Annotated in this window: 21 protein-coding genes; 6 read left to right on the top strand and 15 right to left on the bottom strand. The window is 66.7% G+C overall.

Annotated features, from left to right (window positions below; genetic code table 11):
• Positions 1-23: 23 nt before the first annotated feature.
• From ispG to Q0Z44_RS04535, 8 genes are all read right to left on the bottom strand, one after another.
• Positions 24-1,298 carry a flavodoxin-dependent (E)-4-hydroxy-3-methylbut-2-enyl-diphosphate synthase gene (gene ispG / locus Q0Z44_RS04570; RefSeq protein WP_298010950.1) on the bottom strand — a complete coding sequence of 425 codons (1,275 nt, stop codon included), beginning with the start codon at positions 1,296-1,298 and terminating at the stop codon, positions 24-26.
• Positions 1,295-2,272, bottom strand: a complete 978-nt coding sequence (locus Q0Z44_RS04565) for a helix-turn-helix domain-containing protein (RefSeq protein WP_298010947.1) — start codon at positions 2,270-2,272, stop codon at positions 1,295-1,297. Before Q0Z44_RS04565 ends, ispG begins: the two co-directional genes overlap by 4 nt.
• On the bottom strand, positions 2,265-3,044 hold the full coding sequence (gene pilW, locus Q0Z44_RS04560) for a type IV pilus biogenesis/stability protein PilW (protein ID WP_298010945.1): 780 nt from the start codon (positions 3,042-3,044) through the stop codon (positions 2,265-2,267). The genes Q0Z44_RS04565 and pilW overlap by 8 nt, the downstream gene beginning before the upstream one ends.
• Positions 3,045-3,158: 114 nt before the next feature.
• Complete coding sequence (gene rlmN / locus Q0Z44_RS04555) at positions 3,159-4,301, bottom strand: 23S rRNA (adenine(2503)-C(2))-methyltransferase RlmN (protein ID WP_298010943.1); 1,143 nt, start codon at positions 4,299-4,301, stop codon at positions 3,159-3,161.
• 30 nt (positions 4,302-4,331) lie between these two features.
• The gene (gene ndk / locus Q0Z44_RS04550; RefSeq protein ID WP_109036232.1) at positions 4,332-4,757 is read right to left on the bottom strand and encodes a nucleoside-diphosphate kinase; all 426 of its coding nucleotides are present in this window, start codon (positions 4,755-4,757) and stop codon (positions 4,332-4,334) included.
• Between the two features lie 142 nt (positions 4,758-4,899).
• Positions 4,900-6,906 carry a 23S rRNA pseudouridine(2605) synthase RluB gene (rluB, locus tag Q0Z44_RS04545; protein WP_298010939.1) on the bottom strand — a complete coding sequence of 669 codons (2,007 nt, stop codon included), beginning with the start codon at positions 6,904-6,906 and terminating at the stop codon, positions 4,900-4,902.
• Entirely contained in the window at positions 6,903-7,808 is a 906-nt protein-coding gene (gene scpB / locus Q0Z44_RS04540) for an SMC-Scp complex subunit ScpB (RefSeq protein WP_366517570.1), read from the bottom strand. Before scpB ends, rluB begins: the two co-directional genes overlap by 4 nt.
• A 377-nt stretch (positions 7,809-8,185) precedes the next feature.
• Positions 8,186-9,280 (bottom strand): RluA family pseudouridine synthase, encoded by a 1,095-nt coding sequence (locus Q0Z44_RS04535; RefSeq protein WP_298010937.1) that lies wholly within the window; start codon positions 9,278-9,280, stop codon positions 8,186-8,188.
• Between the two features lie 150 nt (positions 9,281-9,430).
• Between Q0Z44_RS04535 and Q0Z44_RS04530 the strand changes: the two genes are divergently transcribed.
• Positions 9,431-10,231, top strand: a complete 801-nt coding sequence (locus Q0Z44_RS04530) for an outer membrane protein assembly factor BamD (protein WP_298010976.1) — start codon at positions 9,431-9,433, stop codon at positions 10,229-10,231.
• Between the two features lie 87 nt (positions 10,232-10,318).
• On the opposite strand, the gene aceK is transcribed toward Q0Z44_RS04530, so the two are convergent.
• Complete coding sequence (gene aceK / locus Q0Z44_RS04525) at positions 10,319-12,202, bottom strand: bifunctional isocitrate dehydrogenase kinase/phosphatase (protein ID WP_298010935.1); 1,884 nt, start codon at positions 12,200-12,202, stop codon at positions 10,319-10,321.
• Positions 12,203-12,367: 165 nt separating this feature from the next.
• Here aceK and Q0Z44_RS04520 point away from each other — a divergent pair, with 165 nt between their 5' ends.
• Positions 12,368-13,423 carry an MBL fold metallo-hydrolase gene (locus Q0Z44_RS04520; protein WP_298010933.1) on the top strand — a complete coding sequence of 352 codons (1,056 nt, stop codon included), beginning with the start codon at positions 12,368-12,370 and terminating at the stop codon, positions 13,421-13,423.
• 15 nt (positions 13,424-13,438) lie between these two features.
• Here the strand turns inward: Q0Z44_RS04520 and Q0Z44_RS04515 are convergent, their stop codons facing one another.
• The 6 genes from Q0Z44_RS04515 to Q0Z44_RS04490 all read right to left on the bottom strand — a co-directional run bounded on the left by Q0Z44_RS04515 (position 13,439) and on the right by Q0Z44_RS04490 (position 20,677).
• Positions 13,439-14,257: a SprT family zinc-dependent metalloprotease gene (locus Q0Z44_RS04515; protein WP_298010931.1), complete on the bottom strand. Its 819-nt coding sequence runs from the start codon at positions 14,255-14,257 to the stop codon at positions 13,439-13,441.
• Between the two features lie 137 nt (positions 14,258-14,394).
• The gene (gene gmhB, locus Q0Z44_RS04510; protein WP_298010929.1) at positions 14,395-15,003 is read right to left on the bottom strand and encodes a D-glycero-beta-D-manno-heptose 1,7-bisphosphate 7-phosphatase; all 609 of its coding nucleotides are present in this window, start codon (positions 15,001-15,003) and stop codon (positions 14,395-14,397) included.
• 34 nt (positions 15,004-15,037) lie between these two features.
• Complete coding sequence (gene glyS / locus Q0Z44_RS04505; protein WP_298010927.1) at positions 15,038-17,221, bottom strand: glycine--tRNA ligase subunit beta; 2,184 nt, start codon at positions 17,219-17,221, stop codon at positions 15,038-15,040.
• A gap of 3 nt (positions 17,222-17,224) precedes the next feature.
• The gene (glyQ, locus tag Q0Z44_RS04500) at positions 17,225-18,145 is read right to left on the bottom strand and encodes a glycine--tRNA ligase subunit alpha (protein ID WP_298010925.1); all 921 of its coding nucleotides are present in this window, start codon (positions 18,143-18,145) and stop codon (positions 17,225-17,227) included.
• A gap of 109 nt (positions 18,146-18,254) precedes the next feature.
• A complete protein-coding gene (lnt, locus tag Q0Z44_RS04495) occupies positions 18,255-19,817 on the bottom strand; it encodes an apolipoprotein N-acyltransferase (RefSeq protein WP_298010923.1) in 1,563 nt (520 codons plus the stop codon).
• Between the two features lie 41 nt (positions 19,818-19,858).
• A complete protein-coding gene (locus tag Q0Z44_RS04490; RefSeq protein WP_298010975.1) occupies positions 19,859-20,677 on the bottom strand; it encodes a transporter associated domain-containing protein in 819 nt (272 codons plus the stop codon).
• 184 nt (positions 20,678-20,861) lie between these two features.
• Between Q0Z44_RS04490 and Q0Z44_RS04485 the strand changes: the two genes are divergently transcribed.
• From Q0Z44_RS04485 to hslV, 4 genes are all read left to right on the top strand, one after another.
• Positions 20,862-21,899, top strand: a complete 1,038-nt coding sequence (locus Q0Z44_RS04485; protein ID WP_298010921.1) for a GTP-binding protein — start codon at positions 20,862-20,864, stop codon at positions 21,897-21,899.
• Positions 21,900-22,111: 212 nt separating this feature from the next.
• Complete coding sequence (dksA, locus tag Q0Z44_RS04480) at positions 22,112-22,765, top strand: RNA polymerase-binding protein DksA (RefSeq protein ID WP_366517569.1); 654 nt, start codon at positions 22,112-22,114, stop codon at positions 22,763-22,765.
• Between the two features lie 48 nt (positions 22,766-22,813).
• Positions 22,814-24,574, top strand: coding sequence for an STAS domain-containing protein (locus Q0Z44_RS04475; protein ID WP_298010919.1), 1,761 nt, complete (start codon positions 22,814-22,816; stop codon positions 24,572-24,574).
• Between the two features lie 79 nt (positions 24,575-24,653).
• Positions 24,654-25,202: an ATP-dependent protease subunit HslV gene (gene hslV, locus Q0Z44_RS04470; RefSeq protein WP_298010917.1), complete on the top strand. Its 549-nt coding sequence runs from the start codon at positions 24,654-24,656 to the stop codon at positions 25,200-25,202.
• Position 25,203 lies beyond the last annotated feature (1 nt).

The raw sequence follows: 25,203 nt of genomic DNA, 5'->3' as shown, positions 1-25,203 counted from the left end.
GTTCTTCTGGGGTTCTGTAGGAATCAGGCCTCGGCCTTGGCCTGGCCGAAACGTCGATCGATGTAGTTCTGCACCAGGGCCATGAACTCTTCGGCGATGCGCTCGCCGCGCAGGGTCAGGGCCTTCTCGCCGTCGATGAAAACCGGCGCAGCAGGAGCCTCGCCGGTGCCTGGGAGGCTGATGCCGATGTCGGCGTGCTTGCTTTCACCCGGGCCGTTGACGATGCAGCCCATCACGGCGACCTTGAGGTTCTCGACGCCCGGATATTGCGTACGCCAGACCGGCATCTGCGCGCGCAGGAAATCGTCGATGTCCTTGGCCAGCTCCTGGAAGACGGTGCTGGTCGTGCGGCCACAACCCGGGCACGCGGTGACGCTGGGCACGAAGGTGCGCAGACCCAGTGCCTGCAGGATTTCGAGCGCGACGACCACTTCCTGGGTGCGGGCCTCACCCGGCTGCGGCGTGAGCGACACGCGGATGGTGTCGCCAATCCCTTCCTGCAGCAGGATGGAAAGCGCCGCCGCCGAGGCGACCGTGCCTTTGGCGCCCATGCCGGCTTCAGTGAGGCCGAGGTGCAGCGGGAAATCGCATCGCGCGGCCAGACCCCGGTAGACGCTGATCAGGTCCTGCACGCCACTGACCTTGCACGACAGGATGACCTGCTCCGGCCGCATGCCGAGCTCAACGGCCAGGTTGGCGGACTGCAGCGCCGAGCTGATCAATGCCTGGTACATCACCTGCTGTGCGGACCACGGGTCGGCGCTGCGGGCGTTCTCGTCCATCATCGAGGCCAGCAGCTCCTGGTCCAGGCTGCCCCAGTTCACGCCGATGCGCACGGTCTTGTCGTACCGCATCGCCGCTTCGATCATCTGCGCGAACTGGCGGTCTTTCTTGTCGCCCTTGCCCACGTTGCCCGGGTTGATGCGGTACTTGGACAGGGCCTCGGCGCAAGCGGGATACTCGGTCAGCAGGCGGTGGCCGTTGTAGTGGAAGTCGCCCACCAGCGGGACGTCGATGCCCATGCGGTCGAGCTGCTCGCGCACGTGCGGCACGGCCTGGGCGGCTTCCGGCGTGTTGACCGTGATGCGCACCATCTCGGAGCCGGCCAGGGCCAGCTCCTTGACCTGGATGGCGGTACCGATGACGTCCACCGTGTCGGTGTTCGTCATGGACTGAACGCGCACAGGCGCATCACCGCCAATGGTGACGACGCGCGATCCCCAAACCACACGGGCCTGAAGAGACCGCCGCGGCGCCGGATTGGCCACATCGATCAGGGAACAGTTGGCAAGGCTCATGGCAATTCGAGGCGCGCAATGTTGTTGCGCGTGTGGGCCGCCAGATCGACCGGCTGGCCCTTGTGAGTGAGCTGGACATGGGTGGCGTTGCCAATGCGCAACCGCATCGGCGCGGCGCCGTCCACCGAGGCCGTCTGGCCCGCCTTCAAGCGGCCGGAAAACACCTTCTTGCCACGCGCGTCCCGCACTTCGATCCAGGCGTCCTCCACCGCACGCAGCCCGACCAGAGTTGCGCCCTCGGGCGGCAAGGCGGTCGGGGCGGTGGTCGGCTCGGGCGCCGGCGCGGCCGGAGCAGGCACCTCACTGGACGAGGCGGCGATCTGTGGCGGCGCAATCGACTCCGGCGTGAGCGGTGCAGGCACGGGGTCGCTGCCCGTAGCGGCCGGTTCAGCCCCGGCGTCAGCCGGCGCGAACAGCGGCTCCGAGGCAGACGGGTCTGTCTGCACAGTGGCGGCAGGCGCCGACGTCGCGCTGGAAGCAACCGTCGCCGCTGGCCACCATGATGGCCGCTCGATCTGCTCGGGCAGCAAGTAGACGACGAGCGCGGCCAGCAACAACACGAGCGGCGCCACCCAGCGTGCAGACAGCAGCACCCCGAAATCTGCCCCCTTGCCAGCACGATCGAAGAGCGGGCCGGTACTGCGCCGCTCCTTGAAGGGCTGGTTGAGCGGCTCGCGGTCCGGGCCGAGCGGGATCATCCGGCTGGCGGGCAATTCGGCCAGCACCGGTGTGGGGTCGATCTGCAACTGACGGCACACGGTCTTGGCCAGCGCCCGCGCAAAGTTGGCGTCGGGGAGCTGGTCAAGGTCCCCCCGCTCCAGCGCGGCCAGCTTGGCCTCCGTCACCTTCAAGGAGGCCGCAAGATGGTCCAGGCTCAGCCCTTGCGCCTCACGCGCGGCCTGCAGCCGTGCGCCGGCCACGCGAGCGTCACCCGTCGGAGGCGGAGTCGAGGGAGAAATCGATGGCTCAGTCATCAAATCGTCCGAGTTCCAATGCGGTGGTTTCGCGTGCGGAGGGGAAACGGCTGCGCAACTGCGACGCCAGCTCGTCACGTGTCGACGCGTTACCGAGGCGGTGCTCAATGCGGATCGCCAACCACAGCGACTCGGACGTCACTTGATCTGGAATGGCGTTCACGCGGCGAATGTGGAAGCGCGCGCGCTCGAGCTCGCCGCGCCGGTACAGCACCGATGCGAGATTGAAAGAAGTCGCCGGGTTGGAAGAGTCGAGCTCGAGCGACCGGGTCAGCGTCTTCTCGGCTTCCGGGTACAGCCCCGCCGCCACCTGGCACACACCGCGGGCCAGCAATGTCTTGCTCGTGGCGATCGACTGGGGCAGGTTCGCCGCACGCTCGAACAAGGCATCGGCCGCGGCGTATTGCCGTTGCTGGCAGAGATACCAGCCATAGTTGTGCAGGACGCTGCCGTTGCGTTCGTCCAGCGCCAGAGCTTCACGGAAGCCCTGCTGTGCCCGGGTGTTGTCACCCATCGCGGCATAGATCAGCGCGCGCATCTCGTAACCAGCCGTGAGGGTCGGGTCGATCGACAGCCCCTGCTTCACCTCGTCGAGCGCGGTGGTGTACTGCCCCTGACTGAAGTAGGTGGCGGCCAGCTCCAGGCGGATGCGGGCGCGCTTGCGGGCCTCCGTTTCGTCGGAGGCAGTCATGATGTCGCCGCGCGTGGCGGCAGACGGCGCGGCCGGTCGGTTCGACGGAGCGCCGCCCGTGGCACAGGCAGTCAGCTGCAAGGCTGCCACCAGGCCGAGCCAGCGACACCACCGGCTCCCGGACACAGAAACATTCCTCATTCAGCGTTCTCCTGGACAGGGCTGACAGTGTAGGCGCAAGGCCACCCTGCCCTGTCAGCGATCCGAGCGCTGCCGCTCGCCCCGCGCGGGCATGGCCACCGGCACGGCGACTGGCTGGCGCAACATGCGGGTGTGGGCACGGGTGCGGTCCTGAACCTCGCCGGCGAGCTGCCCGCAAGCTGCGTCGATGTCGTCACCACGGGTCTTGCGGACGGTCGTCACGATGCCCGCATCGGCCAACAGGCGCGCGAAGGCCTGCACGCGGGCGTTGTCGGAACGCTTGAGGCCCGACGCCGGGAAGGGATTGAAGGGAATCAGATTGAACTTGCAGTTGATGCGCCCCTTGACCAGGGCGATCAGCTGGCGCGCGTGCTCGTCGCTGTCGTTGACGCCATCGAGCATGCAATATTCGAAGGTGATGAAGTCGCGCGGGGCCGCCTCGAGGTAATCCTTGCAGGCAGCCAGCAGCTCGTCGATCGGATACTTGCGGTTGAGGGGAACCAGCTCGTCGCGCAGCGGGTCGTTGGGCGCGTGCAACGAGACGGCCAGCGCGACCGGGCAGTCCTCGCGCAGGCGCTCGATCATCGGCACGACGCCCGACGTGGAGACCGTGACGCGGCGCCGCGACAGACCGTATCCATGGTCGTCCAGCATGGTGCGCAGGGCGGGAACCAAGGCGTTGTAGTTCTGCAGCGGCTCTCCCATGCCCATCATCACGACGTTGCTGATGACGCGCTCGGAAGTGCCCAAGCGCTGACGCAAGGCGTGCTCGGCATGCCACAGCTGGGCAATGATCTCGCCGGTGCTGAGGTTGCGACTGAAGCCCTGATGGCCGGTGGAGCAGAAACGGCAGCCGACCGCACAACCCGCTTGCGATGAGATGCAGAGAGTGGCGCGATCGTCTTCCGGGATGAACACGCTTTCGACGGCATTGCCGCCGCCGACATCGAACAGCCACTTGATGGTGCCGTCCGACGAGACATGCTCGCTGATGACAGGCAAGGTCTTCAGGGTCGCAATGCCCTGCAGCTTGCTGCGCAGCGATTTGGCGAGATCCGACATCTGGTCGAAGTCGGTTGCGCCCTTCTGATGGATCCAGCGAAAGAGCTGGGTGGCGCGAAAGCGCTTCTCACCCAGTTTCTCGCAGAACGCAGTCAACCCTTCGAGGTCGAAATCGAGCAGGTTGACCGCGTCCATGAACAGACCTCTTGCGACGTCAGCAGCCGATCAGCGGCTGTAGACGTTCATGCCGGGGAAGAAGAAAGCGATTTCGACAGCAGCCGTTTCAGCAGCGTCGGAACCGTGGACGGCGTTGGCATCGATGCTGTCGGCGAAATCAGCGCGGATGGTGCCCTTCTCGGCCTTCTTCGGGTCGGTGGCGCCCATCAGGTCGCGGTTCTTCAGGATCGCGCCTTCGCCTTCCAGCACTTGCACGAACACGGGGCCGGAGACCATGAAGTCCACCAGGTCCTTGAAGAAGGGACGGGCGGCGTGCACCGCGTAGAACTGCTCGGCTTCAGCACGCGACAGTTGAACCAGCTTACCGGCCACGACCTTCAGGCCAGCGCCTTCAAAGCGGGCGATGATTTGGCCGATGACGTTCTTGGCGACGGCGTCGGGCTTGATGATCGAGAGGGTGCGTTCGATGGCCATTTGATTCTCCAGTATGGGCAATGGTCTTGACAAAACCTGGCATTGTACTGCGCACATGCGTCAGCACCATGCCAGGCACAGGTGATTGAGGGGATGTCAACGCGGGTTTGCGCGGGGCACATCACCCCGCACGCAGACGGACTCAGCGCCGGCCACGACCGCCGCCGCCACCGCCGTGGCCGCCACCACCACCGCCACGTCGGCCGCCACCGCCCGACTTGTTGCCAAAGAAGGCGTCGGCTCCGATGTAACCCACCGAGGTCTGCATCGGATCCGGTTGACGCGGGCCCTTCTGCTTGCCGGCCTGCTGACGGTCATGGTCGAGGTCCGGACGCCCGAAACCCGAGGTGATGCGCTTGGAGCCGCTCTTCACGAAACGACGGTCGAAGGTCTGCTCCAGCGGATTGGGGATGGGGCCGATGTGATCGAAGTCGTCGTCCACATCGCGACGCGGTGCGGGCTCGCGTTCCTGACGAGGCGGGCGCTGCTGCTGTGCGGCGTTCTGACCGCCTTGCGAGCGCGGCCCCTGCTCGGGGCGACCTTGTTGCGGACGGCCTCCCTGCTTCGTCTTGAAGCCCTGCTGACTCTTCTGCTGCTGGCCGCCTTGCCCCTGGCTCTTGCCGCCGCGGGGTTGTTGCGACTCGACGCGGTCCATGCCGGCCAGTGACTTCACCGCCCGCACATCGGACTCGCCCAGCTCGACCCAGACCCCGCGCTTGAGACCGCGCGGCAGCACGATCGCGCCATAACGGACACGGATCAGGCGGTTGACCGTCAGGCCGACTGCGTCGAAGAGCTTGCGCACTTCGCGATTGCGGCCTTCGGTGATCACCACGCGATACCACTGGTTCACGCCCTCACCCAGGCCATTGCTGATGGCCACGAACGAGGCGGTCTGGCCTTCGATCTCCACGCCATCGAGCAGGCGCTGGCGCGAGGCATCGTCCAGCGAGCCCAGCACGCGCACGGCGTACTCGCGCTCCACACCGAAGCGCGGGTGCATCAGCTGGTTGGCCAGTTCGCCGGAGTTGGTGAACAGCAGCAGACCTTCCGTGTTGAGGTCGAGGCGCCCCACCGACATCCACTTGCCATTCTGCAGACGCGGCAGGCGGCGGAACACGGTCGGACGACCCTGGGGATCGTCGTGGGTGACGACTTCGCCCACCGGCTTGTGATAAGCCAGGATGCGGGCGGGCTGCGGTGCAATGCGGACCTTGATCGGGCGGCCGGCCACCTTGATGCGGTCGCCATACGAGACGCGCTGGCCGATGTGCGCGACCTGGTCGTTCACCTCGATGCGGCCATCCTCGATCATCTGCTCGATGTCGCGGCGCGAGCCGACACCAGCCTGCGCCAGCACCTTCTGCAGCTTGGGCGCATCCGGCTCGGGGCGCAGCACGCGCTTGTAGGCGCCACCCTCCTCGCCGGCGGCGTCCTCGACCTCTTCTTCGCGCACCTTGTCGAAATCACCCGACAGCAGTTCAGCGAACACTTCGGAGGCCTGCTCGGCGGCAATGGCGGCGCGGCGCGACGGACGGTTGTCAGCGTCTTCCTCACCCTCGGCAGCTGCCTGTGCGGGCCGGTCAGTGCGCTCGGCACGGTCACCGCGGTCGCCTTCGCGGCGGCGCTCACGGTCACGACGACCGCGGCCGTCGCGGCCACGGCCTTCGCCGCGCGGCGCCTCATCGCTGGCGCCCTCGGCCGGTGCGGCGCCAGCAGCCTGCTGCGGCTGCGCGTCGATCTCGGGTCCGAGTTCGATCACGCCATGCGCCGTCACCTCGCGAACGGGCTCGGCGGCATCCGCCGCGGGCTCGACGTCACCGGCAGACTCGCTCGCTGCGGCAGTCGGCTTGCGACGGGGGGCGCGGCGCGGCTTGGCCTCCGCGGCGTCAGCCGGAGCCGGCTCGACCGCTTCGACCACGGCCACTTCTGCTGCAGGCGCTTCACTCACCGCGGGCTCCGCCGCATCGGCGTCGACCTTGCGGCGACGCGGTGCACGCTTCGCCGCAGCGGGCGCCTCGGCTGCCACCGGCTCGGCGGCGGGTGCGGCCTCTGCCTTGGGGCGGCGGGTGCGCTTGGGCTTGACCACCTCTTCGGCGGCCTGAGGCTGGTCTTGTGGTTCGGACATGGGCACGGACTCGGTGGTCATGAATGCGATGGGGAAGAAGGTGGTGACACGCCGTCGTCGGGCTGAGCCATCTCGGTCAGCGGGGCGGTCGAAGCGGCCTCGTCGTGGGCCGGGGTCGAAGAAGATGCGCCAGCCATCACGGCGACGTCATCGGCTGGCGCATCCGCGCCAGCAGGAGCGGGGCCGGACACGGCCAGAGGCATTGTCTCGACCGGTTCGGCCGCCGCCGCCGAAGCAGACGGAGGCGCAGAAGCCGTTTCATCAGAAAGATTGGGCAGCAGGAGGGGCGACTGGGCGGCTGGCGCCTCCGGGGCCTCCTCGTCGACCAGCGACAGAGGCAGCATGGCGTCTTCCATGCCTGGCAGCAGCCCTTGCGCCACCGGCATGCCCTCGAGTGTAGGCAACTGGGCCAGCGAAGCCAGCCCCAGGTCGTCGAGGAACTGACGGGTGGTGGCATACAGGCCCGGACGCCCGGGGGCATCGCGGTGGCCGATCACTTCGACCCACCCCCGGTCCTCCAGTTGTCGCACGATCTGCGAGCTGACGGTCACGCCCCGGATCTCCTCGATGTCCCCACGCGTCACGGGCTGCTTGTAGGCGATGATGGCGAGCGTTTCGAGCGTGGCGCGCGAATACTTCGGCGGCTTCTCGGGGTTGAGCCGGTCCAGGTGCGCCTGCACGTCGGCACGCGTCTGGAAGCGCCAACCCGAACCCACTTCCCGCAGCTCCACGCCGCGTCCTTCCCATTGCACGGCAAGTTCGGCCAGCAAGGCGCGCACCGCGTCCACGGACACGGTGTCGTCCAGCAGCTGCCGCATCTCACGGAGCGTCATGGGCTGGTCGGCGCACAGCAGCGCCGCTTCAAGGATACGCAGGGTTTCCTGCGGATTGAGGACTTCCATCGCTTCAATCAATCGGTTCACGGGGCGCAAGCCTCCGCGATACACATGCGGACCTCTAGAGGTGGCCGACCAGTCAGGCTCGGCGAAGGCCGGATCTCGCACCGGCTTGCGGGTAAGGCCTGCTTGGTTGGCAGGCGGTTCGGGCGGGCTGTCGCGGAACGGCACCTTGGAGACTGACAGACGCCGGGCACTGCAAAGGTGCTGGCTCAGGTCTTTTCAGGCGGGTGGGCGAGGGCACGCGGCTTTGAAGACCAGCGTCGGGTGACGCGACACAGCGCCGACCCGGCCCACGCGGCAACGGTTCATGACCGTGCCTTCCTGCCCATTATGCACCACCTCGCGGGCTCGTGTATGCATGATCCACGACAGCGTGTCAAGACGCAGTGCGGGCTGCGCGCTCACACGCCGTCCGCACGCTGCAGCACGGACCATGCCTCGGCCATGTCGACGGGCAGCTCGGCCTCGAACACCAGCGGCTCGGCCGTCATCGGATGCGTGAAGGCGAGCCGGGTGGCATGCAGCGCCTGGCGGGTCATGCCGAGCGCGGGCGCACCGCCGTACAGGGCGTCGGCCACCAGCGGATGACGGCGGCTGCTGAGGTGGACGCGGATCTGGTGGGTGCGGCCGGTGTGCAGCGTACAGCGAACGCCGCTGAAGCTTCGCGCCGTGCCCTGCGGCCCCGTCCAGCTTCCCGACATCAGGCGCTCGACGTCGGTGCGGGCTGGCTTGCCCGAGGGCACGACGGCCATCCGCACGCGGGTGACGGGGTCGCGCCCGATGGACGATGTCACCGAGAAGCGCTCGTCCGTCTCGCCATGGACCAGGGCCAGGTACTGCCGACTGACTTCCCGCGCAGCGATCGCACGGCTCAACGCGGTCACGGCCACCAGTGTCTTGCCCACCACCATGAGCCCGCTGGTGTCCTTGTCGAGGCGGTGCACGATGCCCGCCCGCGGCAGGGCTGCGGCGTCCGCATGGTGCGCAAGCAGGCCGTTCATCAGCGTGCCGGACCAGTTGCCGGCCGCGGGGTGCACCACCAGACCGGCAGGCTTGTTCACTACCAGCAGATGCGCGTCCTCGAACACGATGTTCAGCGCGATGGCCTCCGGCTGGAAGGACAGGCTCTGGGCGGTGGGCCGCAGGTGGGCCTGCACCAGCTGCCCCGCCAGCACCTTGCGTGACGGCGTCGTGATGACCTGCCCGGCCACCGTGACACAGCCATCCTCGATCAGCGACTTCAGATGGCTGCGCGAGTAAGCCGTCACCTCAGCGGCCACGAAGGCGTCCAGCCGCTGGCCATGGGCGCTGGCAGGGACCTGCCAGGCGCGCACATCGACCTCGCCCGCGGCCGCAGCAGGGGCACTGGCGGATGGCTCCGCCTCGTCCCATTCCTCATCGAGCGCAGCCAGATCGCCCTCGCGGAACCCGGCTGGAGAAGCATCAGAAAGCGGAGCGGAAGCGGCCGTGCGGACGGGTGAGCGAGAGCGGGGCATGAAGCAAAGTTGCGATGAGGGATAGGCACGGAGCGGAAATGCGGGCGAGGGCTTCTATACTGCGGCCTCTGGCGCTGCAAGGCGAGACTGACCGCGGCCAGGCCGCACACCGAGAACGTGACATTGCTGACCTCCCCCACCTGGCGACACCTGATCGCCCGCCGCGCGGGCCTTGCGGTTCTGGCCATGGCGGCCGCCCTCGCGGCCTGTGAGTCGACTCCAAAGGACGAGTTCGCCAACATCAGTCCGGACAAATTGTACGCAGACGCCAAGGACGACGGGTCCGAAGGCAACTACGAGACGGCGATCAAGAAGCTGGAGAAGGTCGAAGCCCGGGCATCCGGCACCCTGCTCGCCCAGCAGGCACAGATCGACCTGGCCTACGCGTACTACAAGACCGGCGAGCGCGCACAGGCCCTGGCGAAGCTGGAACGCTTCATCCGGCTGCACCCCACCAGTCCGGCGCTCGACTACGCCTATTACCTGCAGGGCCTGGTGAACTTCAACGACAACCTGGGGCTGTTCGGGCGCCTGGCCAGCCAGGATATCTCCGAGCGGGACCAGCAGGCCTCGCGCGATGCCTACGAGTCGTTCCGCACGCTGATCGATCGCTTCCCGACGTCGAAGTACGCGCCGGACGCCCGCCTGCGGATGAACCACATCGTCAACTCGATGGCCGCGGGCGAAGTGCACATTGCGCGGTACTACTTCCGCCGTGGCGCCTACCTGGCTGCCGCAAACCGCGCTCAGACGGCAGTGCGCGAGTACCGCACCTCCCCGGCAGTGGAAGAAGCGCTGTCCATCATGGCGCGCAGCTACGATGCGCTTGGCCTGGTGCAGTTGCGCGACGACACCGTGCGGGTGCTGCGTCAGAACTTCCCCGAGAGTGTCTACCTGCAGACGGAAGAGGCCACCCGGGCGCCGACCCGGCCCTGGTGGAAGCTCTGGTGAAGTGAGCCGACCCGGCAGCCTGAGGCCGGGGGCGACGAAAAACGGGCCCTCGAGGCCCGTTTTTCATGAAGCGACGGCAGGCACCACTCAACCGCCCGCGTCGACGCCGCCGGTCGCAAAGCCGCTCAACACGCCTTGATCGTGCACTTCAGGCCCCTCGGGCCGCACATCGACCGGCTCCTCCACCGGCGCCATCTCGGCGCTGATCTGGGCCGAGTCCTTGCCCTGGATCTTGTGAATGAAGCGGCGCGCCCGGTCGTACGGGAACACGTCGTGCACATAGCCCGCCTGGATGCGCTCCTTGCGCTCCTGCCAGTAGGCCGGGTCCAGCAGGTCGGCGTGATGCTTCATGAAGATCTGGCGCACGCGTGGATCGCCCAGCAGGAAGGGCCCGAAGGTCTCGGGGAACACGTCATGCGGGCCGACTGAATACCAGATCTCGCCGGACATCTCATCTTCCTCGTTGCGCGGCTCGGGCACCTTGCGGAAGTTGCAGTCGGTGATGTATTCGATTTCGTCGTAGTCGTAGAACACCACCTTGCCGTTGCGCGTCACCCCGAAGTTCTTCCACAGCATGTCGCCGGGGAAGATGTTGGCGGCCACGAGGTCCTTGATCGCGTTGCCGTACTCGATGACGGCATGCTCGAGCGAGGACGCCGACGCCTCCTGAATGTAGATGTTCAACGGCACCATGCGGCGCTCGATGTAGAGGTGCTTGATGACGAGCGAATCGCCCTCTTCCTCGATCACGCTGGGCGCAAACTTGCGGAGCTCTTCGATCAGTTCGTCATCGAAACGGTTGCGCGGGAAGGCCACCTTCGTGAACTCGAGCGAGTCGGCCATGCGGCCCACGCGGTCGTGCTGCTTCACCAGCTGGTACTTGCCCATGATCCCTTCACGCGTGGTCTCCTTCTGCGGCGGGAAGTAATCCTTGATCACCTTGAACACGAAGGGGTACGACGGCAGGTCGAACACCAGCATGACCATGCCCTTGATGCCGGGCGCGATGCGGAACTTGTCTGTCGAGTGACGCAGGTGGAACAGGAAGTCCCGGTAGAACAGGTTCTTGCCGTGCTTCTGCAGGCCGATGGCGCTGTAGATCTCGCCGCGCGGCTTGCGCGGCATCAGCGAGCGCAGGAACTGCACATAGGCTGACGGCACCTTCATGTCGACCATGAAGTAGGCGCGCGCAAAGCTGAACAGGGCCAGCAGGTCGTCCTCGCCGAAGAGCGCCGCATCGATGTAGAGCCGGCTCTTCGAGTTGTGGAGAATGGGGATGGCAAATGGCAGGCTGCGGAAGCCGTTGACGACCTTGCCGACGATGTAGGCGCCCTTGTTGCGGAAGAACAGCGAGGACAGGACCTGGATCTGGAAGTTGGTGCGCAGGCGCACATTGCCCACCTGCTCCATCAGCACGCCGTAAATGAGGTCGACATCGCGGTCAAGGTCATCGAACGGCACCGCCAGTTCGTAGCTCTCCACCACAGCCTTCAGGGTGTCGCGCAGGTTGTCTTTGGTGGGATAGAACGCGCGGAAGGTGGGCTTGCCTTCCTCGTCGTCGATGTACTCGGTCGACACCGCGGGCCGCACGAAGATGAAGTCGTTGCGGTAGTACTTGCGATGCAGGATCTGGATGGTGACGGAGTTGAAGAAGGTCTCGGCCAGCTCGGGCTGGTAGTGCCCGGTCAGCAAGCCGATGTAGAACAGCTTGATCTGGTGCCAGACCTCCATCGGCAGCTTGCTGGCGTTGAAGTCGCGCTCGAGCCGCTCGACGGCCTCGTCGACCCGCATGTCATAGAACTCGATCCGCGCCCGTTGGGCCAGTTGCTGGCCATGCCAGTCGGCCTGCTCGAACCGGCGTTTGGACTGCGCGCTGGTCTCGCTGAAGATCTTGTAGTGGCGATCAAAACCGTCAAGCAAGGCTTTGGCGATCTCGAAGACCCGGGAGTCGGTGAGCTGTTGCGGAAACATCGTGGGCCTGGACTGTCTGTGTGGTGGTGGGGCCGACACCTGGCGACACCGACGGTCGGCAGGGCATCGTGACATTATGCAAGCGCCGCCCTGCCCCGATCGCTGTCGCGGCGCAAGCTCGGCGCTGCGGGCACAATGCTTTTTCGATCCCGCCCCCTCCCGCACATGAACGCCCTCGCCAGCCCCCTCACCTATCCCTGGGACCGCCAGACACCGGACGTCGGCACGCTGATGACCCTGCGCCCGGGCCTGCACTGGGTGCGCATGCCGATGCCGTTTGCGCTGAACCACATCAACCTGTGGGTGCTGGACGATGCGGAGGCATGGACGGCCGTGGACGCGGGCGTGGCCACCGAGGCCATCCGCGATGCATGGCAGACGCTCTGGGCGGGCCCGCTGGTCAGCAAACCGCTGGGGCGCATGCTGGTGACCCACATGCACCCCGATCACGTGGGCAATGCTCAGTGGCTGATCGAACGCTACAGCGCACCGGGCGAAACGGCACGGCTGTGGATGAGCCAGGCCGATCACCTCGCAGCACGGCTGGCCTGCCAGTCGACCACCGGCTTTGGCGGGGAACGGGCCGCCGCGCACTTTCAGGCGCATGGCCTGAATGCACCGGACGACCTCGCCAAGGTGCGCGAGAGGGGCGACTACTACGCGAAACTGGTCCCCACCGTGCCGCACGCCTACCGACGGATGATGGACGGGCAGTCCGTGCGCATCGGTGAGCGCGAATGGCGGTGCATCGCCGGCTTCGGACACAGCCCGGAGCACATCGCGTTGCACTGCGAGGCGGATGGGCTGCTGATCTCCGGTGACATGCTGCTGCCGACCATCTCCACCAACGTCAGCGTGACCGACATGGAACCGGAGGGCGATGCGCTGGGGCTCTTCCTGGACAGCGTCGAGCGCCTGCGCGCCCTGCCGGCCGACACGCTGGCCCTGCCGTCCCATGGACTGCCCTTTACGGGCATCCACGCCCGCATCGACCAGTTGCATGCCCACCATGCCGAGCGCCTGGCCGAGGTGGAGGCCGCGTGCCGGGCCCGGCCCTCCACGGCGGCCGAAATGCTGCCGGTGCTGTTCCGCCGGCAGCTCGACCTGCATCAGACCACCTTCGCCATGGGGGAAGCCATCGCCCACCTGAACTACCTGTGGCATCGCGGGGTGCTGCGCCGAGAGCAGGACGCACACGGCGCGTGGCGCTACGGCGCCTGACCGCCGCTGGCCGCGTCAGCCCGGAATGGCGACGTGGCGCAGCTGATCCCGCGGGCCGTCGTACTCGGGCATGATGGAGCGCACCACGGCCCAGAAGCGCGGACTGTGGTTCATCTCCCGGAGGTGGGCCAGTTCGTGGGCCACCACGTAATCGATGATGCTGAGGCTGAAATGGATCAGCCGCCAGTGCAGGCGGATCGAGCCGTCGGCGCTGGCACTGCCCCAACGCGTGCGTGCCGAGGACAGGCTCACCTTGGTCACGGAGACGCCCAGCTTGTCTGCGTAGTGCCGGACACGTTCCGCAAACACGGCTCGGGCCTCTCGCTGAAGCCAGGCTTCGGCTGCGTCGCGGATCTGCTCGGGGGTCGCATCTTGCGGCAGACCGAGGTACAGCGTGCGCTGCGTGACACCAGGCAAGCCGAGCTCACGGGGGACCGGCATCAGCGTGGCCCCGGTGCGAGCGGGATCAAGCACGATGACGACCGATTCGCCCATGAAGGGCAGTTCGGCACCTTCGCACCATTCGATGCGGGCCATCACCTGGCGTCGGGCCCGCTCGCGCTGCTCGACGAGCTTGGTGCAGATCCAGCGCTCCTTGGCGCGCAGCGCCGATTCGATGTCGCCCCAGGAAACCCAACGTGGCGCCCGCACACTGAGCCCGTCCACACCCACCACCATGCCGATGCTGCGGCGCCGCACGCGCTTGACCTCGTAGGCCACCACCGCTTTGCCGAGCCGGATCTCGCGCTCGGCACGGGGGTGGCGGTACAGCGGCAGGCCGCTGGCATGCATCTGATGGGCTGGGCCTTCGTGGTCGCCGCCGCGCAACGGCATGTCGGCTGGAGCCTCTGGGGCAGACCGACGTGCCGGCCCCGCGTCACTGCGGCCTGCGGCACCGCCAGCGGCAGTGAACGAGGCGGCAGACTCTGCCCCCTCCCCCCACAACCCCAGTTGCTGCGGCACCTCAGGCTTCAACGAATCTCCCCCGTGTGCGTGCTGACGGGGCCGTCTTCGCCGATGGCCTGACGATCCCGCAGCACCAGAAAATCGGCAAATGCCGACAGGTCCGGGTGGATGGTCAGGTCGGGCACCCGGCGCCTCAGGTCCTGCAACTCAGCATCGCCCATGATGGCCGCCTGCCCGGTGCGTACCAGATGGGGCTCGCAGCCCACCGATTGCGCCGCAAGCACGTCGCGCGGCAGGTCCCCCACCATCGGCACCCCGACCAGGTCACAGCCGAATCGCTGCCCGATCATCTGGAACAGTCCCGGCATGGGCTTGCGGCATGCGCACTGGTCTTCCGGCGTGTGCGGGCAGAAGAACACCGCGTCCACGCGCCCGCCCACCTTGGTGAGCATCTGGTTCATCTTGGCGTGCATGGCGTTGAGCGCCACCATGTCGAACAGGCCCCGCCCGATGCCGGACTGGTTGGTGGCCACGACGACGTGCCAGCCTGCGTGGTTGAGCCGAGCGATGGCCTCCAGCGATCCGGGCAGCGGCACCCACTCTTCGGGCGACTTCACGTAGTCCTCCCGTTCGTGGTTGATGGTGCCGTCGCGATCGATGATGACCAGCTTCATGCTCGCCCCCGCGTGAACGATGCGCCCGCCCAGATCAGGCCGCCAGTCTGGAAAGGTCGGCGACGCGGTTCATGGCGGCATGCAGCAAGGCCAGCAGCCCCAGCCGGTTGGCCTTCAACGCCGGGTCGTCGGCATTGACCATCACAGCATCGAAGAACGCATCCACCGGGGTCCTGAGCGCAGCCAGTGCCTGCAGAGACGCAGTGTAATCACCCTGCTCGAACGCTGCATCGGCCTGGGGCGCCACGGTCTGCAGCGCGGCGTGCAGCGCGGCTTCGGCGGTTTCCTTCAGGAGCGCCGCATCCACGCGAGCCTCGACCACGCCATCGGCCTTCTTCAGGATGTTGCCCACACGCTTGTTGGCTGCAGCCAGCGAGGCCGCTTCCGGCAGTGCGGCAAACGCACGCACGGCGGCCAGGCGGCGCGGCACCTCGGCCAGGCGGTTTGGTTGCAGCGCGAGCACGGCATCGACCTCTTGCGCGCTGTAGCCCTGCTCGCGCAGTGACACCGCCAGACGATCGGACATGAACGCGAGCAGCGCCTCGGCCGGGTCTGTGATCAGGTCGCCGAACACGGGCACGACCGCCGCGACGAGCGCCGACAGGTCCAGCGGCAGGTTCTTCTCGATCAGGATGCGGATCACGCCCAGCGCATGGCGGCGCAGCGCGAACGGGTCCTTGTCGCCCGTGGGCAACTGACCGATGCCAAACAGGCCGACCAGTGTTTCGAGCTTGTCGGCCAGTGCCACGACCGTGCCGGTGTGGTTGCGTGGCAGGTTGTCACCCGCAAAACGCGGCTTGTAGTGGTCTTCGATGGCGATGGCGACGCCGTCGCGCAGGCCTTCATGGCGGGCGTAGTAGCCACCCATGATGCCCTGCAGCTCCGGGAACTCTCCGACCATGTCGGTCAGCAGGTCGGTCTTGGCCAGCAGCGCGGCCTGTTGGGCCTTGCTGTCCAGCACATCGAAGTGATCCTTGTCGTCGACGGTGAAAGGCAGCGTGCTCATGCGCAGCTGGTTCACGATGGCGTGCGCGATGGCGCGCACGCGCTCGCTGCGCTCACCCTGGGTGCCCAGCTTGTTGTGGTACACGACCTTGGCCAGACCCGCCGTGCGCGAGGCCAGCGTCTTCTTGCGATCCTGATCGAAGAAGAACTTCGCATCGGCCAGACGCGGGCGCACCACGCGCTCGTTGCCCTCGATGATGGCGCTCGGGTCAGCCGGGTGGATGTTGCTCACCACCAGAAACTGATGCGTCAGCTTGCCGGCCGCATCCAGCAGCGGGAAGTACTTCTGATTGGCCTTCATCGTGAGAATCAGGCACTCCTGCGGCACCGCCAGGAAGGCCTCCTCGAAGCGGCCGATCAGCACATTGGGACGCTCCACCAGTGCCGTCACCTCGTCCAGCAGGGCATCGTCTTCGATGGGCTTCAGGTCGTGGCCCGCGCGCCCGGCTGCTGCGGCAAGCTGGGATGCGATCTCGGCACGGCGCTCGGCAAACCCAGCGATCACAGCGCCCTCTTCCGCCATCTGGACGGCGTAGCTGTCGGCTTCGCGCAGCACCACGGGCGAGACCTTGGCCTCGAAACGGTGGCCATGGGTTTCACGGCCGGCGTGCAGGCCCAGCGCCGACACGGGCACCACCTGGTCGCCATGCAGCGCCACGAGACCATGCGCGGGCCGCACGAAATTGACACTGGTCCAACCCGGCTGGAAGCCCTCACCGTCGCCCTGTTCGAGCTGATAGGTCATGACCTTGGGGATGGGCAGCTTCGCCAGCGACTCGGTCAGGGCCTTCTGCAGGCCCTCGGCCAGCGACGCACCAGCCTTGACGCTGTCGAGGAAGAGCGCTTCCGCCTTGCCATCGGGCTGACGCTTGAGTTGCGGCACCACCTCGGCGCCCAAGCCCAGCGAGCCAAGCTTCTTCAGCAAGGCGGGCGTGGGCTGCCCAGCGGCATCCAGCGCCACAGCGACCGGCATCAGCTTCTGCTGAATGGCCTGGTCAGCAGCCCTGGTCAGCACGCCGGTCAGGTGCACGGCCAGGCGACGCGGCGAGGCAAACGGCGTGACGACCGCATCAGCGTGGGCGAGGCCCTGGGCCTTCAGGCTGTCGGCCAACACGCCGGCAAAGGCTTCACCCAGCTTCTTGAGCGCCTTGGGCGGCAGCTCTTCGACAAACAGTTCAACGAGGAGGTTTGCCTTCTGGTTCAGGGACGTCATGCTTCAGGCCACCTTCTTGTCGTTCAGTTGTTCGATCACTTCGTCGGCCCAGGCCTTGGGCGCCATCGGGAAACCGAGGCGCGCGCGACTGTCGAGGTAGCTGGCCGCCACGGCGCGCGCCAAGTTGCGGATGCGCCCGATGTAGGCCGCGCGCTCGGTCACCGAAATCGCGCCGCGGGCATCCAGCAAGTTGAAGGTATGCGCAGCCTTGAGCACCTGCTCGTAGGCCGGCAAGGCGAGCTGCTGCTCCATCAGGTACTTGGCCTGCGTTTCGTAGTTGCCGAATGCACCCAGCAGGAACTCGACGTTGCTGTGCTCAAAGTTGTAGGTCGACTGTTCCACCTCGTTCTGATGGAACACGTCGCCGTACTTGACACCCGGCGCGTAGACCAGGTCGTACACGCTTTCCACGCCCTGCAGGTACATGGCGAGCCGCTCGAGGCCGTAGGTGATCTCACCGGTGGCCGGCTTGCAGTCGATGCCGCCCACCTGCTGGAAATAGGTGAACTGCGTGACCTCCATGCCGTTGAGCCACACTTCCCAGCCGAGGCCCCAGGCGCCCAGCGTGGGGTTCTCCCAGTCGTCCTCGACAAAACGCACGTCGTTCTTCTTCAGGTCGAAGCCCAGCGCTTCCAGCGAGCCCAGGTAGAGCTCGAGGATGTTGGCCGGCGCTGGCTTCAGCACCACCTGGAACTGGTAGTAATGCTGCAGGCGGTTCGGGTTCTCGCCGTAGCGACCGTCCTTCGGGCGGCGACTGGGCTGCACGTAAGCGGCCTTCCAGGGCTCGGGGCCCAGTGCGCGCAGAAAGGTGGCGGTGTGGCTGGTGCCCGCCCCGACTTCCATGTCGTAGGGTTGCAGCAGCGCGCAGCCCTGGGCATCCCAGTAGCTTTGCAGACGCAGGATCAGTTGCTGGAAGGTCAGCATGGTCTAGCCTTGATGCGTGCCGTGCGGCGCGTGCGCCACCGGCAATCGGGTTCTTGGTTTGGTGAGGGCCCTCGCCCTGCGGGCGGCCGCGGGGCGAAAAGCCTTGATTCTAGTGGCGCGCCCGCCCCCGCCCCACGGCGATCAGCAGCACGGCCAGCGCAAAAGCCGGCCACAGGCCGGCCCGCCCGGCCCACCAGGCAAACGGGGTCACGCCCTGCCTGCCCTGCACCTCCGCCACCAGGGCACCACGGGTGTTGCCTGGCAGCCGGTCCGTGACGCGGCCGGCATGGTCGATCACCACCGTGGCGCCCGTGTTGGTCGCTCGCACGGTGGGCAACTGGAACTCCAGCGAACGCATGCGAGCGATCTGCAGGTGCTGGTGCAGGGCCACCGATTCACCGAACCACGCCAGGTTGCTCACATTGGCCAGGATGGTCGGCGCCCCGGCAGGATCGCGGAATCGGGCAGCAATCTCCTCACCGAACAGATCCTCATAGCAGACGGTGGGTGCGACGCGCTGCTGCTTCACGCGGTAAGAGGGCGCCACCAACGGCCCACGGGCGAAGTCGCCCAGGGGCATGTTCATCATGCGAACGAACCAGCGGAAACCCCAAGGGATGAATTCGCCGAAGGGCACGAGGTGATGCTTGTCGTACCGGTACGGCCCGCCCTCTGCCTCTGGGTCGGCGTGCCGGATGGGGCCGCCCAGGCCCACGATGGAGTTGGTGTAGCCGCGCTCGAAATCACCGAGCGGTACGCCAACCAGCGCGTGGCGGCCGCTACCGGCTGGGAAGCCGCCTACCAGGGCATCCCAATAGCCTGGAGGCTGCTGGAACGGCAACAAGGGGATGGCCGTCTCCGGCGCGATCACCAGGTCGGTTCGAGCCGAAAGCAGTTGCTCGGCATGCCAGCGCAGCATCGCGCCCTGCCGCTCGGCGATGAACTTTTCGTCCTGCGGGACGTTGCCCTGCAGCAGGGTCACGGACAAGGCCGCGCCTTGCGGCTCGGTAAACGGCCGGCCGGCCAGGGCCCCGATAGCCACCAGCACGAAGGTGGCGGCCAGACCCGCCAGCCGCGATACCAGCCCGCCATCGGCCGAGCGCCACGACCACACGGAGGCCACCACGGCCATCGCCCAGACTGCGCCGACGCCATACACACCGAGCCACGGCGCCAGGCCAGCCAACGGCGTGTCGATCAGCGCATACCCACTCGCACCCCAAGGGAAACCGGTGAAGAGGATGGCCCTCGCCCACTCGGCCAGCAGCCACGCCCCACCCCAGGCAAGCGCATCGCGCCACCAGCGGCCATCGCGCCACCGGGCCCAGAGCCAGCCGGCCAGCGCAAAATAAAGCGAAAGCGCTGCACACAACAACACCACGGCCAGCGCCGCCAGCCACGCCGGCAGCCCCCCGTAGCGGTGCAGGCTCACGAACATCCACCCAGTGGCGCCGATGAGCCACACGGTGCCGTACAGCCAGCTCAGCGCCCCGACTGCACGGGGCGTACGCAGCGGCGACAGCACGCCAGCCAGAACCAGCAGGGCCAACGTCTGGAAAATGGCCGGCGCGCCAGGAAAGAGCGCCGCGGCTGCAGGCGACAACGCCCATGCGTGCAGGCCCCCAGCCAGCAGCACTGCCAGCCCCGCCAACGACCGCCATCTCGTCGCCACGGCCGAGCCACCGCAATCGGCCGACCTCGCTGCGTGCACCATCAGGACGACGCCGCCTCTTCCGGTTCCGGTGCGCGGGTCACCTTGAACCAGCGCACCGAGCCACCCCGTGCCAGCATGACGCGGAACCGAAGCCCGCCGAGGTCGAGGTGCTCGCCACGCCGCGGCACGCGGCCCAACTCGTGGGCCACCAGGCCCCCGATGGTGTCGAACTCGTCCGTCGGCAATTGCGCGTCGAACACTTCGTTCACCGACTCGATCGCCGTGTCACCCGCCACCCGCTGGCTGCCGTCGGCCAAGGTGAAGATGCTGGATTGACCATCCTCTTCATCGAACTCGTCCTCGATCTCACCCACGATTTCTTCGAGCACATCCTCGATGGTGACCAGGCCGGCCGTGCGACCGAACTCGTCTATCACGATGGCCAGATGGCTGCGGTTGGAGCGGAATTCCCGCAGCAATTCATTGAGCCCCTTGGACTCTGGCACGAAAACCGGCGCGCGCAGCAGGGTCCGCAGGTTGAGCTCCGGCGCCCGCTGCAGCTTGAGCAGGTCTTTTGCCATCAGGACGCCGATGATGTTGTCCCGGCCGCCATCGAACACCGGAAAACGGGAATGCCCCGTGTTGATCACCTGAGCCAGCAGCTCGTCGTACGGCGCCTCGATGTCGAGGATGTCCATGCGGCGCACGGCCACCATGACGTCGCCGGCGGTCATGGACGCCATCCGGATCACGCCTTCCAGCATCACACGGGATTCGGGCTCGATCAGCGCGCGTTGTTCGGCGTCCGCCAGGGTTTCGATCAGCTCGGCGGTGGAATCCGGCCCGGGGGACAGAAACTCGACGACACGGACGAACAGACTGCGGTTGTCGCGCGCACGAGAAGGGCGTGCAGCGCCTTTGTCGGACCGCGAGGCCCGACTGGGGGAGGTTTCGGACACGGCAGGGGTGTCGTGGTTGGGATGCCGCAAGAATACCCCATGGCCAGCGGGAAACCTCCGGGACACCCTGAGCCAAAGCCGCCGTCAGGGCTACACTCCGCCCATGAGCCTGATTCCAGTCACCATCCTCACCGGTTTCCTCGGCAGCGGCAAGACCACGCTGCTCAAGCGCATCCTGACCGAAGCACACGGTCAGCGCATCGCCGTCATCGAGAACGAGTTCGGCGAGGAAAACATCGACAACGACATCCTGGTGGCCGACACCGAGGAGCAGATCATCCAGATGAGCAACGGCTGCATCTGCTGCACCATCCGGGAAGACCTCCGCGAAACGCTGTCTGATCTGGCCAAGCAGAAAAAGGCCGGCACCCTCACCTTCGACCGCGTGGTGATCGAGACCACCGGCGTGGCCGATCCGGGCCCAGTGGCCCAGACGTTCTTCATGGACGACGAGATCGCCGAGCTGTACCTGCTGGACGCCATCGTCACGCTGGTCGACGCCAAACACGGCGAGAAACAGCTGGACGATCGCCAGGAAGCACGCCGCCAGGTCGGGTTTGCCGACCAGATCTTCATGAGCAAGACCGACTTGGTGACGCCCGAAGAGGCCGACGCCCTGTCGCATCGCATCAAGCACATGAACCCCCGCGCGCCGCAAAAACGCGTGCATTTCGGCGAGGTGCCGATCTCCGAGGTGTTCGACCTGAAGGGCTTCAACCTCAATGCCAAGCTCGACATCGACCCGGACTTCCTGAAGGAAGACGGCCATGGTCACGGGCACCACCATCACCATGACCACGCGCATGGCGAACACTGCGACCACCCGCACCACCACGCGCACGACGACGACGTGAAATCGTTCGTGTACAAGAACACGAAGCCGTTCGACGCGACCAAGCTGGAGGACTTCCTCGGTTCGATGGTGCAGATCTACGGCCCGAAGATGCTGCGCTACAAGGGCGTTCTGCACGTCAAGGGCATGGAGCGCAAGGTGGTCTTCCAGGGCGTGCACCAGCTGATGGGCAGCGACATGGGGCCGAAGTGGGCCGCTGGCGAGCAGAAGATCAGCAAGCTGGTGTTCATCGGAATTGACCTGCCTCAGGATCTGTTCAAAGCCGGGCTGGATCAGTGTCTGGCGTGACACTCAGCCAACGGAACGATACAAACTACGGGGTGACACGGTGAAAACGGCGCGCAGGCATGGCTACAATCCGCGCGCTTCCGTGTGACGTTCTGAAAAGGGCGAAGTCGGAAGAACCGAGAACAAACAATCAGGCGATGGCGCCCTGTCGGCCCTGCGTCCCGCGTGCATGACCGGTCTGCGAAACCCGCGGTTCGGTGAGGAGGATTCCTGTGACCAAGCCCTCTGCGACGTCCAAGACTGCCACCCCCGTGGGCGCGGCTGCCAAGCCCGCTGACACCAAGCCCGTGAAAACGGCGACTCAAGCTTCGGCGCGCAAAGCCGAAGGCATTCCATCAGCTGCCTCCGTGGCATCAGGGCGCTCGTCGCCTCCCATCCGTACCCCCGAGACCATGCCAAGCACCGCCACCAAGGTTGACACCAAACTCGCCAACGCCTGGAAATCCAAAGCCGGGCGCGACCTGACGGAAGCCGAACTGATGGCGATGCCGGACGGCGAGTACATGAACGACAAGCAGTTGGACTTCTTCCGCGCCCGCCTGGAAGCGCAGAAGGAAGACCTGCTGTCGAACGCCGGCGAGACCACGGAACACCTGCGCGAAGACACGTCGATCGTGCCGGATCCGGCCGACCGCGCCACCATCGAGGAAGAGCACGCGCTCGAACTCCGCACCCGCGACCGCGAGCGCAAGCTGCTCAAGAAAATTTCTCAGGCCCTGGCCCGTCTGGATTCTGGCGAATACGGTTTCTGCGACGAGACCGGCGAGCCCATCGGCTTGGGCCGCCTGCTGGCGCGCCCCACGGCCACCCTGTCGCTCGAGGCGCAGCAGCGCCGCGGGCTCAAGCAGAAGATGTTCGGGGATTGATCCGCATCGCCCCGGAGGTCGGTTGACACACAGAAGGCGCACACCAGCATGAGCAAGGAATCCGGCGGTTTCCTGCGCAAGGTCGTGCGCTTTGTCGCCAACCCCACGACCGACTGGACTGAGCTCGACACACCGAGCGCCGAGGCCGCAGAAAGCCAGTACGCCAAGAGCGAGATCAAGGCGATGATCGAGCGCAAGCGGCGCAACGACTTCGTGCGCAAACGCGAGCTCGACATGCTGCGCAAGATCCGGCGTGAAGGCCTGAGCCCGGACAATGCGCTGGCGCTCAGCGGCAACTCCAACATCGACCCGGACTCCCGCCCGCACAGCGGCGCGCGCTCTGACATCGCAGTCAAGGCCAAGATCGACGAGATTGAGCAGCAGATGGTGGGCGGGGCTCCGCGCACGGTCAACCTGCCGCCCCGGCCGGCGAACATTCCGACGCTGCCCATGGGCGACACGATGCCCGCAGCGCACCCGCCCGCGCTCCCGGCCACGCTGCCCATGTCCTTCGACGAGGACATCCCCCAGGTGTCGGAGGCGGTGCTGCAGTCTGCCCGCGCCTCGAGCCGCGGCATGACCCAGCCGCTGACCCTGCCGCCCACGCTGCCGTTGACGGCACCGATGGCACCCAGCGGCTTCCAGAACGCCATGGACGTGCACGTGACGGAGCTCGTCCACGACCCCGAACTGGACGAGGCCGTGATCGCCTTCGCGAACGCAGACTTCGACCAGTGCGAGCGCAGCCTGCTGGACCTGATTCACCCTGGCGGCAGCCGCCACGATGTGCAGGAGTGCTGGCTGGTGCTGTTCGACTTCTACCGATCCATCGACCAGGCACAGAAGTTCGACCAGCTTGCGGTGTCGTTCGCCCAGAAGTTCGGGGTCTCTGCACCGCAATGGTTCTCGTACCCTGGCAAGGTGGCGGCCTTCCTCGCCACCTCGTCTGGCGGCACCCCGGCCTCGGGTGAGGCGCGCACGGACGAAGGCCCCGCCACGGAAGCCGGCGAGGACGCTCTGGGGGGCGTGCTCGAGGGCTGGTTGGCGCCACCTGTGATCGACGCTGAAGCGGTCGCCCAGTTGCGGGCTGAAACCCTGCAGATGCCCCGCCCCTGGACAATGGACTGGAGCCGCGTCCTTCGCGTCACGCCGGATGGCGCCATGCACCTGGGCCAGATGGTTCGCCAGTGGGCCGAACAGCCGCTGTCACTGGTGTGGCAAGGGATACCGCAGATGCTGGCCGTGCTCGGCGATGCCTCCCCCACCGGCAGCCGCGATGTGGACCCGGCCTACTGGATGCTGCGCCTTGATCTGCTGCGCCTCATCAACCGCCCGGTCGAGTTCGACGAAACAGCCATCGACTACTGCATCACCTTCGAGCGCTCGCCCCCCTCGTGGGAGCCGGCACGCTGCACGGTCCAGGAAGGGCAGGACGTCATCCATCCGCATTCCCGGGCCATGTCGCGCGTCAGCGACGTGACGACAACCTTTGTCGAGTCGCGCCTTCAGCAGGACACGGGCATGGTGCAGGTCGCCTCGCTCAACCTGTCCGGACAGCTGTCCGGCGACATCGGAACCACCCTCGAGCAACTGGACAGCCAGCTGGGCGCCAGCGTGGCACTCGACATCGACTGCGAACACTTGCTGCGCGTCGACTTCATCGCCGCCGGGGATCTGCTCAACTGGGTGCTGGCCCGCCGCGCCGAGGGCCGCGAGGTGAGTTTCCTGAACCCGCACCGCCTGGTTGCCCTGTTCTTCGGCGCCATGGGCATCAACGAGCATGCCAGGGTCAAGCTTCTGACCAGTTGAGCGCATTGTCGCGCCGACGCCCTTGAACCTGGGGCGTTCGCCCCCATGTCCGGCTGTCATCCGTTTTCACACGCGCAGCATGGACTCCTACCACGGCACCACCATCGTCAGCATCCGCCGCCAGACCCCGCAGGGCTGGGAGGTGGCCATGGGCGGCGACGGCCAGGTCACCCTCGGCCACATCGTCGTGAAGGCCACGGCACGCAAGGTGCGCAAGCTCCACCGTGACCAGGTGCTGGCGGGTTTTGCCGGCGCCACTGCGGACGCCTTCACGCTGTTCGAACGCTTCGAGGCCAAGCTGGAGAAGCACCAGGGCAACCTCGCCCGTGCCGCCGTCGAGCTGACACGCGACTGGCGCACCGATCGCGTGTTGCGCAAGCTGGAAGCCATGCTCGCCGTGGCCGACCGCGAGACCTCGCTGATCATCACGGGCAACGGCGACGTACTGGAGCCCGAGCACGGCATCATCGCCATCGGCTCGGGTGGTGCCTATGCGCAGGCCGCGGCCCGCGCGCTGGTGGCGCACACCTCACTGAGCGCCGCCGACATGGTGAAACAGTCACTGAGCATTGCCGGCGACCTGTGCATCTACACCAACCAGAACCACACCATCGAGACGCTGGGCTGAA

The sequence above is a fragment of the uncultured Aquabacterium sp. genome (assembly GCF_947366995.1).
In the GTDB taxonomy this organism is placed as follows: Bacteria; Pseudomonadota; Gammaproteobacteria; order Burkholderiales; family Burkholderiaceae_C; genus Aquabacterium.
This window is presented reverse-complemented; position numbering and strand designations above follow the sequence as displayed.

Excerpts from the sequence above, each read along its gene's own strand:
- rlmN (WP_298010943.1), bottom strand. The coding sequence starts at position 4,301 with ATGGACGCGGTCAACCTGCTCGATTTCGACCTCGAAGGGTTGACTGCG.
- Q0Z44_RS04535 (WP_298010937.1), bottom strand. The coding sequence starts at position 9,280 with ATGCCCCGCTCTCGCTCACCCGTCCGCACGGCCGCTTCCGCTCCGCTT.
- ndk (WP_109036232.1), bottom strand. The coding sequence starts at position 4,757 with ATGGCCATCGAACGCACCCTCTCGATCATCAAGCCCGACGCCGTCGCC.
- Q0Z44_RS04565 (WP_298010947.1), bottom strand. The coding sequence starts at position 2,272 with ATGACTGAGCCATCGATTTCTCCCTCGACTCCGCCTCCGACGGGTGAC.
- Q0Z44_RS04475 (WP_298010919.1), top strand. The coding sequence starts at position 22,814 with ATGAGCAAGGAATCCGGCGGTTTCCTGCGCAAGGTCGTGCGCTTTGTC.
- hslV (WP_298010917.1), top strand. The coding sequence starts at position 24,654 with ATGGACTCCTACCACGGCACCACCATCGTCAGCATCCGCCGCCAGACC.
- glyS (WP_298010927.1), bottom strand. The coding sequence starts at position 17,221 with ATGACGTCCCTGAACCAGAAGGCAAACCTCCTCGTTGAACTGTTTGTC.
- glyQ (WP_298010925.1), bottom strand. The coding sequence starts at position 18,145 with ATGCTGACCTTCCAGCAACTGATCCTGCGTCTGCAAAGCTACTGGGAT.
- Q0Z44_RS04515 (WP_298010931.1), bottom strand. The coding sequence starts at position 14,257 with ATGCCGTTGCGCGGCGGCGACCACGAAGGCCCAGCCCATCAGATGCAT.
- aceK (WP_298010935.1), bottom strand. The coding sequence starts at position 12,202 with ATGTTTCCGCAACAGCTCACCGACTCCCGGGTCTTCGAGATCGCCAAA.
- ispG (WP_298010950.1), bottom strand. The coding sequence starts at position 1,298 with ATGAGCCTTGCCAACTGTTCCCTGATCGATGTGGCCAATCCGGCGCCG.
- rluB (WP_298010939.1), bottom strand. The coding sequence starts at position 6,906 with ATGACCACCGAGTCCGTGCCCATGTCCGAACCACAAGACCAGCCTCAG.
- Q0Z44_RS04520 (WP_298010933.1), top strand. The coding sequence starts at position 12,368 with ATGAACGCCCTCGCCAGCCCCCTCACCTATCCCTGGGACCGCCAGACA.
- gmhB (WP_298010929.1), bottom strand. The coding sequence starts at position 15,003 with ATGAAGCTGGTCATCATCGATCGCGACGGCACCATCAACCACGAACGG.
- Q0Z44_RS04485 (WP_298010921.1), top strand. The coding sequence starts at position 20,862 with ATGAGCCTGATTCCAGTCACCATCCTCACCGGTTTCCTCGGCAGCGGC.